The following is a 13,587-nucleotide window of genomic DNA, read 5'->3' on the forward strand; positions in this document are numbered from 1 at the left end:
CCGCCCCTTCCGGTACGGCGTTACGTCAGATCCGGCCACCGGTGGAGGCGTGGAAGACGTGGCTGCGACCGGCAACCGGCCTGACGAACACGGTGTCACCCATGTTCGGCATGTTGCGCCGGTCGGTGCGGACGACGAAGCGCTCCGAGTTGCCACCCAGCGCGGCGTGCCCGTAGACGTTGGCGTCCGAGCCGAGGTCCTCGACCAGCTCGACCACTACCGGCATGCCGCCCTCGGTCGGGCTGACCAGCTCGCAGTCCTCCGGGCGGAAGCCCACGGTGACCTTGCCGTCGCCACCCTCGGCGCGGGCCGCCTCGACCTGCTCCCGGGTCAGCGGGATCTGCAGCTCGGCGAACTCGGCACCCCGCTCGTTCAGCGGAACGGTCTTGATGTTCATGGCGGGAGAGCCCATGAAGCCGGCGACGAACACGTTGGCCGGGGTGTCGTAGAGCGCCCGCGGGGTGTCCACCTGCTGAAGGACACCGTCGAGCAGCACTGCGACCCGGTGACCCATGGTCATGGCCTCGACCTGGTCGTGCGTGACGTAGACGGTCGTGACGCCCAGCTTGGCCTGGAGGGACGCGATCTGGGTACGGGTCTGCACGCGGAGCTTGGCGTCGAGGTTCGACAGCGGCTCGTCCATGAGGAAGACCTGCGGCTCGCGGACGATCGCCCGGCCCATCGCGACACGCTGACGCTGACCACCGGAGAGCGCCTTCGGCTTACGGCTGAGGTATTCCTCCAGCTGGAGCAGCCCGGCCGCCTCCTTGACCCGCCGGTCGATCTCCGACTTGGAGGTCTTGCGCAGCTTCAGGGCGAACGCCATGTTCTCGTACACCGTCATGTGCGGGTAGAGAGCGTAGTTCTGGAAGACCATCGCGATGTCGCGGGCCTTCGGGGGCAGGTGGGTGACGTCACGCTGGTCGATGTAGATCGAACCGGCGTCCACGTCCTCCAGGCCGGCGAGCATCCGCAGGCTGGTGGACTTACCGCAACCCGAGGGGCCGACCAGGACGAGGAACTCCCCGTCGCCGATCTCGAGGTCCAGCTCGTTGACGGCGGGACGCTCTTGGCCCGGGTAGACCCGGGACGCCTTGGAATAGGTGACCGTAGCCATGGTGAAGCGCTTCCTTTCACCGGCAGGAACGTGCCGGACGATCCGAGTGAAGGAGCAACCGGCACGTGTCCGTGCCGGTTCAGCGGACGGCGGCCCGGTCGCGGGGGCGCCCGGTCGTCGTCCGTGTCAGTGAACCGTAAACGCGTTTACCCGTGCTGCCAAGGTGGGGGGCCGTCCAGCCCACCAGGCGGGCTACGCATTCCGGTCACTCGGGCACGGTCAGACATCAATCGACGCCGTGTGAAACGAGTCTGCGTCGGGTTGTTGACGATTCCCGTGCTCGGGAGGCATCGCGATCGGGATTACCGGACGTCAGTCGCTATGCTGACCTCGACGCACGCGCCCCTGTAGCTCAGCTGGCCAGAGCACTCGCCTTGTAAGCGAGATGTCGCCGGTTCGATCCCGGCCGGGGGCTCCAATTACATCAGACCTATCCGAGCGGCACTGCCGCGAGTCGACCTGTTGACAGCAACGGCACTCGCGACAGCTTCCCGTCGAGCTTGGCGTCCGGTAGGTAGCCGGCGACGAGCGGGTGCCGCTCGACATCCAACCATTCGATGCCAGGACCACGCCGAGCGTGAAGGTCAGTCGGGCAAGCTTGGCGTCCAGGCTCAGTACCCACGCGTTCTGTCTGCTGCGAGGATCTGTAGTCATGGCCTTGGCGGATGAACTCGCTGAGTGGACGGATGTGGATGGCGCTCAGTACGAGTTGGGCCGAGCGGTGGGCCTGTTCACGGATCAAATGTTCTTGCAGGTCAAGTGGGTGTTCTGGTCGGACAATCCGCTCGGTCAGGCGCTGTGGGACATGCTGCATGAGCTGGTGAAGGCGGGCGTTCTGGAGTACCGCGACGAGCCTGATCACCAATTTCGATGGAAGACGGCAACACCATTCGGCGGCCTCACGGCTGAAGACTCGCGAAGCGCGACGACGGAAAGTCCTTGAAGATCAACTCGCCCGCACGCGCTGGTGAGCCGCCGACTTCTCCCAGCGCAAGTAACAGCCCAGCAGGTGTCACTCCTGGCACACAGCGCCCCACAGGTCTGGGTGGCGGTAGTGGTTGCGAGCACCAGCCGCCAGCACCGCCCGCAGCGGGGCGAGGTGCGGGGTGTCCGCGGGTAGCTGAAGGCGGTCCAACAGGGCGAGCGCCGGCACGGGTTCGAGGTCGCCGTAGACGTCGTGGTAGCTGGCCCGGAGGCCATTGAACAACGCCAGCCGCAGCTCGGGCACAGTTGCGGCAGTCTCGTAGACATCGTGTTTGTGAGCCCAGCCGACCGGCCCCGAGTGTTCCAGGACCCGGGCGACTCGACGGTGCACCGGACCACTGGCGAGATCGCACAGACGCTGTCGGGCCAGCGTGCGGCGCACATCGTCGCCGGCCACCTGCGAGAACGCGGCCTCGACGGTGCCCTGGTCCTCGAACCAGTCGACCCACAGCGAGTGCAGCACCTGTTCCGCCGGTTCGACGGCTTCGAGGCGCTGTCGGTATCCGGTCCAGAAGGCGTCGGTGACCGACGGATCGGCCTGCTCGGTGACGAAGGTCCGCAGCTCAACGGTCACCCAGTATTCGTCGAGCAGATCGAGGAGGCCGAGCCCCGTGCGTAGCCGCTGCATCGGGGCTAGCCGGTCGTCTCCCAGAGCGGCGGCGGCCCACTCGTGAGCGAGGTCGTTGTCGGATCGTTCGAGGTCACCCGAGGAGGTGGATTCGCACCAGCGTCCCTTCCCGAGCGGTGTGACGGCCTGTTCGGCCAGCCAGCGCAGCGCGTCGTTGGCCTCGGGTGTGGGCATCCGCGAATCATCGGGGATCGGAGACAATCGTGCAGACCCTGGTCGTCCCGGCGCGCGCCACCCGACCGGACGACGGAGGCCCGGCGCTAACCTGGGGCCGGAGCAGCGCGGAGCGGGACGGGGGCAGATGAGTCGGGCGGTGGAGGAGTCGAACCGGGCGATGCTGCGCGCCCGGGACGGGATGGACCGGGCGTACGCCGAGCCTCTGGACATTCCCGCGTTGGCCCGGATCGCGCACGTCTCGCAGGCGCACTTCATCCGTACCTTCCGGGCGACCTTCGGTGAGACCCCGCACCGCTATCTGCAACGCCGCCGGGTGGAGCGGGCGATGTCGCTGTTGGTGGAGACCGACCGGGACGTGACGGACATCTGCTACGCGGTCGGCTTCGGCAGCCTGGGCACGTTCAGCCGAACGTTCCGACAGATCGTCGGCGAGTCGCCCTCGGATTTTCGGCGTCAGCGCGTCGCGCCGGCCAACGTGCCGTCGTGCTTCACCAAAGCCTGGACCCGACCCAGCAGTTTTGGATAAGCCGCAGGTCACGGTCTACCTCTAGCGTCATGGGCATGACGATGAACGCGATCAGCCGCTCCCAGATCTACGTCCTCGACCAGGACGCTGCGCTTGACTTCTACGTCAACAAGCTCGGCATGGAGGTCAACACCGACCAGGACCTCGGCTTCATGCGGTGGCTCACTGTCAACCTGCCCGGCGACCCGGAGCGCGAGATCCTGTTGGAGAAGCCGGGCCCGCCCGCGCTGGACCCGGCCACCGCCGAGCAGGTGCGGGAGCTGCTCACCAAGGGTGCCCTCGGCGGGTACCTCTTCATGACCACTGACGAACTGACGACGCCCGCAAGACGCACGAGGACCTGGTGGCGAAGGGCGTCGAGATCACCGACGAGCCGACCGAGCGCCCGTACGGGATCGACTTCGGCATCCGGGACCCGTTCGGCAACCGGATCCGTATCGGCCAGATGTTCCCCCGGGCGTAGGGGGCGGGCGATGAGCCAGGCCGCGGCGTTTCCCGTGGTACGACCGACCGCCGTCGGTCGGGACCGCCTGCTGTTGATCGGTGGGGTGCTCGCCGGCCCGATCTTCGTCGGCTCGGCGATCGTGCAGGCGGCGACCCGGGACGGCTTCGACTTCCGTCGCCACCCGGTCAGCGTGTTGAGCACCGGAGAGCTGGGCTGGATTCAGATCGTCACGTTCCTGGTCACCGGGGTGCTCTGCGCGCTGGCCGCCCAGGCGCTGCGCCGCCGTACCAGCGGAGGCGACGGATCGCCGTGGTTGCCCCGACTGCTCGCGCTGTACGGCCTGGGCCTGGTCGGAGCGGCGATCTTCAGCGCCGACCCGGCCGATGGGTTCCCGGCCGGCACGCCTCGGGGCGCTGGTGAGATCAGTTGGCACGGGGGCCTGCACTTCCTGGTGGCGGCGGTGGCCTTCGTGTCGCTGATCGTGGCGACGGTGGTCGCCGCCCGTCGGGCCGCCCGGCGGGGGGCGCCCGGTCGAGCCGCGTACAGCCTGGTGACCGGGTTGTTCTTCGCGGTGGCCTGGGTGACGCTGATCGTCCGGCCGGCGCCGGCCGTGATGGTGGCGTTCGGCCTGGCGGTGACGGCCGGCTGGCTGTGGGTGTCGGTCACCTTCTCGCGGGCGGCGTCCGGTCGGGCCGACTGAGCTGACGGAGGCAGGGACCGGGAGGTGCGGGTCGAACTCGTACCTCCCGGTGTGTTGAGGTGAGGGCCATGGCTACCCGGTTGCTGTACCTGACCCGACACGCCGAGCAGGATCTCTCCGAGCCGAGTGGGCCGGATGCCGGCGAACCGGATACCGGCCTGTCGGAGCGCGGCCGTCGGCAGGCCACCCTGCTGGGTGAACGCCTGCGGGCCCGGCGGTTCGCCGCCGTCCATCACGGGCCGCTGCGCCGGGCCGCGCAGACCGCCGAGCTGGTCGCCAAGTCGCTGCCCGACGTGCCGGTGTACGAGACGGAGTTGGCCGGCGACCACCTCCCACACGACACCGATCCGGCTGGCCTGCCGCCCGCGTACGCCGAATTCCTGACCCAGTTCCCGGCGGCCGAGCGGGTCGACGGGCCGCGAGTGACGGCGGACGCGGTGCGGCGGTTCGCCGGACCGGTCGCCGAGGGGCCTGCCGGCGGCGAACCGGTCCGCGAGTTGGTAGTGACGCACAGCTTCCTGATCGCCTGGCTGGTGCGGCACGCCCTCGACGCGCCGGAGTGGCGGTGGCTGGGCTTGAACACGCACAACGCGGGGCTGACAGTCATCCGGTACAGCGCGGCCGGCCCACCGAATCTGGTCGCCGTCAACGACGTGGCCCACCTACCGCCGGAGCTGCGTGCGACCGGCCTGCCCCCGGACTATCTGGTCTGAGTGCCGGTGGCCCGTAGCAGCAGCCTGACCACGTCCTGCGTCGCCGGCGGCGGGGGCCCCTCGGCCGGGCAGTCGGCGTACCCGGTCTCCATCGCGCCAACGGTGACCCGGTAGGTGAACACGTCCGCACAGGTGGTCGGGCTTGTCGTCCGGCGCGCCTCGGCGGCCAGTCGGGGGTCGGCGGCCAGAGCTGTCAGGCGGCCGAGGTCGGCAGGGCTGAGCCGCCCGGTACGCCGGCTGCCGGCCCGGTCCACAGCGGTCCACTGACCGTCCGGCTCGACGGTCACCACGTCGCCGCGCCCGGCGAAGCCGCCGGAGCTTCGCAACATCACCCGGGCGGCCGCGCCGCTGGCCTGGGGGGCGGTGGTCGGAAGCAGGGTGCCGGTCGGGCCGGGAGCGGTGGTGACCTGGGGTTGGCTCGGGGTGGTGGGGGCCGGGGCGGTGGGGGTGCGCTCGGCGCTGGTGCAGCCGGTCAGGAGGGCGACCAGTAGCGCGATGGCGGCGCCGGTTGTCGAGATGGGTCTCATGGTCGTCGGACGCATGGTGTGCGGCGTCGGTTCCCTTGTCAAGAGCCTCACCCGAACGGCCACTGTCGATGTCTGGAAGCGGTCCGAGGCATCCTTCCCGCCCTCTGGTAGCTGAATGTACATGCGTGACTACCCCCGTCACACTCTTCTCCTTCCAGGAGGGCACGTGAAACGAGCTCCTGCCGCCGTCAGCGCACTGCTGCTCACCAGCGGCCTGCTGGCCTGCGTCGTCACCCCGGCGCACGCGGCCCCGCCCACCTCTCCCTCGCCGGACGCCTCCGCCGTGGCCCGAACGGCAACCGTCCTGCGGACGAACCCCGGCGCGGTCCAGGGTTCGAGCGCCGAGTCCTACCAGGTGCACAGCACCACAGTGGATCTCGGCGGTGCCGCCCACACCCGCTACACCCGCACCTACCGGGGCCTGCGGGTGTACGGCGGTGACTTCATCATCCACACCGCGCCGAACGGCACGTACGCCGGCAGTTCGGTCGGACTGGCCGCGCCGCTGACCCTCGCCACCTCCGCCAGGACCACCGCGGCGGCCGCGAAGAAGGCCGCCAGTGCCCGGTTCACCGGCAAGGCCGAGGCGGTGGGCACGCCGGAGCTGTTCGTGGACGCCAGTTCCGGGCAGGGTCGGCTGGCGTGGGAGACCGTGGTCAGCGGGTGGCAGCCCGACGGGCAGACCCCGTCCCGGCTGCACGTGATCACCGATGCCACCACCGGTGCGGCCGTCGGCGCGTACGACGAGATCGAGTCGGTGACCGGCACGGGCAACAGCCTCTACTCGGGAGCGGTCAGCATCGACACGACGCTCTCCGGCAGCACCTACCAACTGGTCGACCCCTCGCACGGCAACGGGGCGACCTGCGACATGAACAACGGCACGTCGAGCTGCACCACGTTCACCGACGCCGACAACACCTGGGGCACCGGGGCCACCTCGAACCGGCAGTCCGCTGGCGTGGACGCCCACTTCGGCGCCGCCAAGACCTTCGACTACTACAAGAACGTGCACGCCCGCAACGGCATCTTCGGCAACGGCACCGGCGTGCCGAGCCGGGTGCACTACGGCAACAACTACGTCAACGCCTTCTGGGACGGCTCCCGGATGACGTACGGCGACGGCTCGGGCAACGCCCGCCCACTGGTCGCGCTCGACGTTGCGGCGCACGAGATGAGCCACGGTGTGACCGACAACGTGGTCCCCGGCGGTCTGACCTACTCCGGTGAGTCCGGCGGCCTGAACGAGGCCACCAGCGACATCTTCGGCAACATGGTCGAGTTCTACGCCAACACCTCGGCCGACCCGGGCGACTACCAGGTCGGTGAGAAGATCAACATCAATGGCAACGGCACGCCGTTGCGCTACATGTACAACCCGACGCTGGACGGCGCGTCCGACAGCTGCTGGTCGAGCAGCACGAAGAACAAGGACGTGCACTACTCGTCCGGTGTCGCCAACCACTTCTACTTCAACCTGGCCGAGGGCACCGGCGCCACCGCGTACGGCACCTCGCCGGTCTGCGGTTCCGCCCCCGCGGTCACCGGCATCGGCCGGGCAAAGGCCGAGAAGATCTGGTTCCGTGCGTTGGACGTCTACTTCACCTCCAACACGTCGTACGTCAACACCGGCAACCCGGCGAACACCGCCCGTGCCTACAGCCTGCGGGCGGCCACCGACCTGCACGGCAGCTGCTCCACCGAGTACAAGGCAGTGCAGGCCGCCTGGACCGCGGTGAACGTCGCCGGCAACGACGCGCCCTGCTCGACCGGCAACGACTTCTCCGTGGCGCTGTCGCCGACAGCCGGCTCGGTGAACCCGGGCAGCTCGGTCTCCACCACCGTGTCGACCGCCACCACCAGCGGCTCGGTGCAGACGGTGACGTTCTCCGCGTCCGGCCTGCCCAGCGGGGCGGCCGCCGCGTTCAGCCCTGCATCGGTGACCTCGGGCGGCTCGTCCACCCTGACCATCAGCACCTCGGCGAGCACCCCGCCGGGCACCTACTCGATCACCGTGAACGGCGCGGGCTCGGTCACCCGCAGCGCCACCTACCGGCTCACAATGAACGGCACCGGTGGCGGCTGCACCGCGCCGGGGCAGAAGCTGGCCAACCCGGGCTTCGAGTCCGGCACGACCGGCTGGTCGGCCAGCTCCGGCGTGATCACCAGCGCCAGCAGCCAGGCGGCCCGCACCGGGACGTGGAAGGCGTGGCTGAACGGGTACGGCAGCAGCCACACCGACACGCTCGCCCAGTCGGTGAGCCTGCCCGCCGGCTGCTCGTCGTACACGGTCAGCTTCTGGCTGCACACCGACTCGGCCGAGACCACCACCAGCGTCGCGTACGACACGCTGCGCGTGCAGGTGCTGAACTCGGGCGGAACGGTGCTGGCCACACTGGCGACCTACTCGAACCTGAACAAGGCCACCGGTTACAGCCAGAAGTCGTTCTCGCTGGCGGCCTACGCCGGCCAGACCGTCAACCTGAAGTTCACCGGCACCGAGGACTCCTCACTGCAGACGTCCTTCGTGGTCGACGACACCGCGGTCACCGTCTCCTGACCTGACCTGACGGCCCGGTGGCCACCCCTCACGGTGGTCGCCGGGCTCGCCGGTTCTCTGGCAATCTCGGTAGTCCGCGTGACCTGACCCATTGCCGCGCCGTTATGGTCGCCGCACGGGTGCACGGTGTCGGCTCGCCAGATCGGCGCCGTCGGACGGTGGCGCGGGAAGGGGCGGACGTGTCGGACGCGGAGTTGACAGTCGAGGTGACCGGACCGGTCGCCACCGTTGTCATCAGCAACCCGGCCCGGCGCAACGCGATGACAGCGGCCATGTGGCGTCAGCTCCCCGAACTGCTCGACCGGCTGGAGCCCGACCCCGACGTACGGGCGTTGGTGCTCACCGGCGCGGGCGACGCCTTCTGCGCGGGTGCCGACCTCGGTGACCTGGCCGAGCTGCTGGACGCCGGTGACGCCAGCATCGCGGTGGCCGCCGAGGAACGGCTGGTCCGGTTCGCCAAGCCGACGATCGCGGCCATCCGGGGCGCCTGCGTCGGCGGTGGAGCTCAACTGGCTGTCGCCTGCGACCTGCGGATCGCCACCGACGACGCCCGTTTCGGCGTACCGCCGGCCCGGCTCGGGCTCGTCTACCCGGCACCGACGACGCGCCGGCTGGCCCGGCTGGTCGGCCCGTCCGCCGCCAAGTATCTGCTGTTCACCGCCGAGCTGATCGACGCCGAGCGCGCCCTGCGGATCGGCCTGGTCGACGAGGTGCTGCCGGCCGACCGGCTCGCCGCACGGCTGGACGAACTGACCGCGACCATCGCCCAACGGTCACCGCTGAGCATCGCCGCCGCGAAGGAGATCATCGACGATCGGGCCGAGCCCGCGCGGATCGCCTGGTGGCACCGGAAGGTGGCGACCACCGGCGAGGCTCGGGAGGGGGTCGCGGCGATCGCCGAACGCCGACAGCCCCGCTTCGCCTGGCGGCCCTCGGCAGGCGACTGACCGCGTTCAGTCCGACGCATCGATGGGTAACTCCGGTCCACCACGGTGAGCGGGGGCCATGATGCACTTGGGGACCACCAGCCCGACAGGGACCGAGCAGGGGCGACGCCGGAATCGGTGGCTGTTTCCCGTTGCCCTGGCATCCATCATGGTCGGCGCGCTCGCTGTCGGTGTCGTGATGGGTGGCCAGAACACCGGCATCTTCGAGGGTGATCCGCCACGCTGGGCCAGTAACCTCGGGCGCGTTCTGATGATCCTCGGACTCATCGTCGAGGTGGCCGCCGTCGTCTGGGCCGTACGCACCGGGCGCTACCGGGCGTCCCGCCGGTCCCCGTTGCTGACATTGAGGTGGTCGGCCCGTCGCCGGCTGGCGCGGCAGGTTCGACGGGGCACACCCGAGGCCGACGAAGATCCGGCCCTCCTCGTGGAGACGGCTCGACAGTTCGCCGGCCAACGCTGGTTTGTGGTGCTGGTCGCCGGGTTGGCGATGACGAGCGTCGGTCAGGCGTTCCTGGCTTTCGCGCCGTTCTTCGCGGCGATCGGCGGGTTGCTGCTGGTGAACTGGGCGGTGCTGATCGTGTCGGTCCTCCGGAATGCCCGCCGGGGCGAGGCGTTCCTGCGCGCCCACCCCGATCTGGGCGGACGGTAGCCGCAAGTCGGTCGCACTCATCGCGATATTTCGATCCCGGGTACCCGGATCTCAGGCCGGTACGGCAGGCTGTCCGTCGTGCAGCGTGATCAGTTGCTTGCGGGCCGCTACCGGCTCCTGGAGCGCCTCGGCAGTGGCGGCATGTCGGCGGTGCACCGCGCGTACGACGAGGTGCTCGAACGGGACGTGGCGGTGAAGGTGCTCGTCGCCTCGGACACCAACGCCCGACAGCGGATCCGGGGCGAGGCCAAGGCTGCCGCCCGGCTGTCGCATCCGCACGTGACAAGCGTCTACGACTACGGCGAGTCGGTGCTGGATGGTGCCGAGGTCCCGTTCGTGGTGATGGAGTTGCTCGGCGGTCACACCCTCGAACACCGGTTGGTGGTCGGACCGTTGCCGCCGCGCGCCGGTCTGCGGGTGTGCGCCGAGGTGGCCTCGGCGCTCGCCGCCGCGCACGAGCAGGGGTTGGTGCACCGCGACATCAAGCCGGGCAACGTGATGCTCACACCCACCGGCGCGAAGGTGCTCGACTTCGGCATCGCGGCAGCCGCCGGCGATCCGGAGATCGACTTCGAGGGGCGGCTGCTGGGTACGCCGGCGTACCTGGCGCCGGAGCGGTTGCAGGCCGGCGAGGTGCTGCCGGCCAGCGACGTGTACGCCCTCGGCCTGCTGCTGTACCGGGTGCTCACCAGCCGGTTGCCGTGGCCCGCCGAAGCGCAGAGCGCGATGCTCCGCGCGCACACGCACGTCGAGCCGGATCCGCTCCCCCCGATCGACGACGTACCGCCGGAGGTGCACCGGCTCTACCGCTGGTGCCTGGCCGGCGACCCCGCCGACCGGCCGTCGGCCGCCGACGCGGCCCGCATCTTGCTCGCCGCCGCCAGCGGGGCCGCCCCTGAGGCGGCTGCGGCTGCCGTTGCCGCCGACCCGGCGGCAAAGGTCGCCGAGCCGACCGGCGCCGAGCCGACCGACAAAGGATCGACCGACAAAGGATCGACAGGCACCGGATCGACAGGCAAGGGACCGACTGGCAGGGGACCGACTGGCACCGAGCCGGCCGGGGATTCGACGGGGCCGATGAGGCCCGGCCCGTGGCGTCGGGGGCGGGCCATTCTGACGGTCGGCGGTGCCGTGATCGCCGCGGTGGCGCTGGCCGGGTCGCTCGGTGACTTCAGCAATCGTCGACAGGGACAGAGCATCGTTCCGACCGGTAGCGGCCCGGGCACCACCACTGTGGGGATGCCCCGCACCGAGGAGCCGACCGACGTCGCCGATGTCGGGCCGTCCGTGGCGCCGACCAGGAGCACCGCGCCTGCTACCCGGATCAGCCCTCCGACCCCTCCGCGCGGAACGGAGACCCCGGGCCCGACAACCACCACCGCAGGGCCGACCCCGACCGGGGCCGCGCCGAGCCCCAGCTCTGCCGCCGCCGTACCCGTCGACGCGCGCGGCGGGACGGTCACCGCTCGCTGCGTGGGGAAGTCGGTCGAGGTGCTCACTGTCGTGCTTGCGCCCGGTTTCCGGGCCGAGGAGTACGACCCGGGGCCGGCGAAGCAGATAGTGGTCGAGCTGACCTCCGCGCAGCACAGCAGCGAGATCCGGGTGCAGTGCCCCAATGGCCAGCTGAAGTCGAAGGTCAAGGAACGCGCCGCCTGATTTCGGGGGCCGGCGGGTGCCGCGCCCGGGACGTACCCGGGACGCGGCCCCCCGTTCCCGCCGGCCCGGTCCGTCACCGCCCGGTCAGCGCCGCCCAGCCCGGGTTCACCGGCTCCCGGCGCAGCGGCATGCCCGCCTCCGCCGGCGTCCGGTCCCCCTTGCGCTGGTTGCAGGCGTAGCAGGCGGCGGTGGTGTTCCGCCAGGTGTTCCGGCCGCCGCGCGAGCGGGGCAGGATGTGGTCGATGGTGGAGGCCGGGCCCCCGCAGTACGCGCAGCACCTGTCGTCGCGGCGCAGCACACCGGCCCGCGACCAGGCCGGCCCGGAGTTGAACCTCCACCGGGTGACCACGAAGCGGACCAGCCGCACCACCCGGGGCATCGGGAAGACCCCGATCACCCGGTCCGGCTCGGCCTCGTGGATCTCGGCAACCCGACGGCAGAGCATGCGGACGGCGTGTTGGACGGTGACCCGGTGCAGCGGGCCGAGGTCGGCGTTGATGACGAGGACGGCGTCCACCGGGACTCCTTTCCAGAGGGGACGGACAGCAAGAAGCCGCCCGGTCCGGCTGTCGGACGGGGCGGCTCAGCGCGTACGGTTACGCGTCAGTCGGGCCAGCCCGCCCGGGGACCTTCCGCTCGGTAACCGTCACCGGGCAGCGTCGAGAGCACGGTGCTGACGTGCCACGTCGTCATGAGTTGCTCCCGCGGTGGTGGTTGACCTTGCGCGCTCACGGTAGGTCGCCGCGGGAGACGCGAGCAACGTATTTCGATCGGCCGGTCTCCTCGGGGCGCCGCTGGCGGCGCGTGCGGGGAGCTGATTTCGCCGAGACCTGGGCGGTGGTCAGCGGCCGGTTCAGCCGCAGTGCCATCCGCGCGGTGAGTTCGCTGTCCAGCAGTGGCCGGTTGACCTCACCGGCGACGGCCAGCGCGGGCCCGGAGACCGAACGCCAGATCGCGGCCAGCCCGGCGCCGAGGCCCACCAGGGCCACTGTGGCCCGGGTGGTCGGTGAGCCGGCGGCCGCGGCGGCACTCACCCCGACGACCGCGAAGAGCACCAACAACAGGGGTACGAGCACCGGCCAGAAGATGCCCCGGGCGGCCTGCGCCACCAGTCGCCGGTCCCTGATGATCAGGTTCCTGGCGATCACCGCGTAGTCCTCCTCGTCGAGCAGGTCACGCGGGTGCAGGCCGCCGGTGAGCACGTCGCGCCAGAGGTCACCCTGACCGCGCAGCGCCCGGCTCAGGGTGGCGGGCGTCGGCTCGGCCGGGTCCCCGTGGCCGGCGCGGTCGACGGCGGTCGCCCAGGCGGCCAGCGAACGCCGCACCACCGCGGCCGAGTACGGCGGCAGCACGCTGGCCAGCTCGTCCAACCACCTGCTGATCTGGACCTGCCGGCCCCCGAACTGCCGCAGCAACTGCGTCACGTCGCCGGCCCGGACGGTGTCGGCAACTGATCGGCCCAGCCGGTAGGCCAGCCCGACCCGGTGGTTGGCGGCCATCGCCCAGCGCAGCACCTCCACGTTGAGGTCGTCGAGGGCGAGCAGCAACGGCACCGGGTCGGCGGGGTCGGGCTGGCCCAGGTCGGGGAGCAGGGCCCGGGCGGCCGACGTGTCGGGTACCGGCCCGGTGTGCCGGGTGAGGTCGGCGATCTGGGCCAGGGCGACGTCCACGCCGTCGAGGTACATCCGCATCCGTCGGTGGGCGGACATCTCGGTGAGGTTGGAGAGTTTGGCCGGCGGTACGGCAGGGCGGGCCTCGGCGAAGGCGCGGGGCTCGGCGTGCTGCCCGTGGTGGTAGGCGTCCGCCATCCACCAACCCAGCCGGAGGGCGGTGACGATGCAGGCGCGCTCGTCGCGGATCAGCGGGTACGTGTCGTCGCGGCCGATCTCGTCCATCGACGGACCGTTCTCCGCGCCGGCGCGGTGCAGTGGTGACATCTCCCGCTGCCCTCCCGCCCG

At 70.6% G+C, this 13,587-nt stretch carries 13 protein-coding genes and 1 tRNA gene; 9 read left to right on the forward strand and 5 right to left on the reverse strand.

The features are described from left to right. Positions 1 to 25: 25 nt before the first annotated feature. Positions 26 to 1,117 carry an ABC transporter ATP-binding protein gene (locus tag NIE79_RS00330; protein ID WP_210780867.1) on the reverse strand — a complete coding sequence of 364 codons (1,092 nt, stop codon included), beginning with the start codon at positions 1,115 to 1,117 and terminating at the stop codon, positions 26 to 28. Positions 1,118 to 1,458: 341 nt separating this feature from the next. Between NIE79_RS00330 and NIE79_RS00335 the strand changes: the two genes are divergently transcribed. Both NIE79_RS00335 and NIE79_RS00340 read left to right on the forward strand, forming a co-directional pair. Beyond that, a tRNA-Thr gene (locus tag NIE79_RS00335) sits at positions 1,459 to 1,535 on the forward strand. A gap of 234 nt (positions 1,536 to 1,769) precedes the next feature. Beyond that, positions 1,770 to 2,060: a hypothetical protein gene (locus NIE79_RS00340; protein WP_238676578.1), complete on the forward strand. Its 291-nt coding sequence runs from the start codon at positions 1,770 to 1,772 to the stop codon at positions 2,058 to 2,060. Between the two features lie 69 nt (positions 2,061 to 2,129). On the opposite strand, the gene NIE79_RS00345 is transcribed toward NIE79_RS00340, so the two are convergent. Beyond that, positions 2,130 to 2,903, reverse strand: a complete 774-nt coding sequence (locus NIE79_RS00345) for a hypothetical protein (protein WP_238676579.1) — start codon at positions 2,901 to 2,903, stop codon at positions 2,130 to 2,132. A 127-nt stretch (positions 2,904 to 3,030) separates the two neighbouring features. Here NIE79_RS00345 and NIE79_RS00350 point away from each other — a divergent pair, with 127 nt between their 5' ends. The 3 genes from NIE79_RS00350 (at position 3,031) to NIE79_RS00365 (ending at position 5,290) form a co-directional block, all read left to right on the forward strand. Continuing rightward, on the forward strand, positions 3,031 to 3,432 hold the full coding sequence (locus NIE79_RS00350) for a helix-turn-helix domain-containing protein (protein ID WP_238676580.1): 402 nt from the start codon (positions 3,031 to 3,033) through the stop codon (positions 3,430 to 3,432). A gap of 35 nt (positions 3,433 to 3,467) precedes the next feature. Next, a complete protein-coding gene (locus tag NIE79_RS34260) occupies positions 3,468 to 4,577 on the forward strand; it encodes a DUF998 domain-containing protein (protein ID WP_443677163.1) in 1,110 nt (369 codons plus the stop codon). A 68-nt stretch (positions 4,578 to 4,645) separates the two neighbouring features. Beyond that, entirely contained in the window at positions 4,646 to 5,290 is a 645-nt protein-coding gene (locus NIE79_RS00365; protein WP_238676582.1) for a histidine phosphatase family protein, read from the forward strand. On the opposite strand, the gene NIE79_RS00370 is transcribed toward NIE79_RS00365, so the two are convergent. Continuing rightward, positions 5,278 to 5,817: a hypothetical protein gene (locus NIE79_RS00370; RefSeq protein WP_238676583.1), complete on the reverse strand. Its 540-nt coding sequence runs from the start codon at positions 5,815 to 5,817 to the stop codon at positions 5,278 to 5,280. The two genes, NIE79_RS00365 and NIE79_RS00370, sit on opposite strands and share 13 nt — an antisense overlap. A 166-nt stretch (positions 5,818 to 5,983) precedes the next feature. On the opposite strand from NIE79_RS00370, the gene NIE79_RS00375 reads away from it, so the two are divergent. The 4 genes from NIE79_RS00375 to NIE79_RS00390 all read left to right on the forward strand — a co-directional run bounded on the left by NIE79_RS00375 (position 5,984) and on the right by NIE79_RS00390 (position 11,629). Further along, entirely contained in the window at positions 5,984 to 8,377 is a 2,394-nt protein-coding gene (locus tag NIE79_RS00375; RefSeq protein WP_238676584.1) for a M4 family metallopeptidase, read from the forward strand. A gap of 179 nt (positions 8,378 to 8,556) precedes the next feature. Then, positions 8,557 to 9,324 carry an enoyl-CoA hydratase/isomerase family protein gene (locus tag NIE79_RS00380; RefSeq protein ID WP_238676585.1) on the forward strand — a complete coding sequence of 256 codons (768 nt, stop codon included), beginning with the start codon at positions 8,557 to 8,559 and terminating at the stop codon, positions 9,322 to 9,324. Positions 9,325 to 9,472: 148 nt separating this feature from the next. After that, entirely contained in the window at positions 9,473 to 9,973 is a 501-nt protein-coding gene (locus NIE79_RS00385) for a hypothetical protein (RefSeq protein ID WP_238676586.1), read from the forward strand. A 78-nt stretch (positions 9,974 to 10,051) separates the two neighbouring features. Beyond that, a complete protein-coding gene (locus tag NIE79_RS00390) occupies positions 10,052 to 11,629 on the forward strand; it encodes a serine/threonine-protein kinase (RefSeq protein ID WP_238676587.1) in 1,578 nt (525 codons plus the stop codon). A 73-nt stretch (positions 11,630 to 11,702) separates the two neighbouring features. Here the strand turns inward: NIE79_RS00390 and NIE79_RS00395 are convergent, their stop codons facing one another. After that, positions 11,703 to 12,146 (reverse strand): HNH endonuclease, encoded by a 444-nt coding sequence (locus NIE79_RS00395; protein WP_238676588.1) that lies wholly within the window; start codon positions 12,144 to 12,146, stop codon positions 11,703 to 11,705. 211 nt (positions 12,147 to 12,357) lie between these two features. After that, complete coding sequence (locus NIE79_RS00400; protein ID WP_238676589.1) at positions 12,358 to 13,566, reverse strand: hypothetical protein; 1,209 nt, start codon at positions 13,564 to 13,566, stop codon at positions 12,358 to 12,360. Positions 13,567 to 13,587: the final 21 nt, after the last annotated feature.

It is taken from the genome of Micromonospora trifolii, assembly GCF_022229005.1.
GTDB classification, from domain to species: Bacteria; Actinomycetota; Actinomycetes; order Mycobacteriales; family Micromonosporaceae; genus Micromonospora; species Micromonospora trifolii.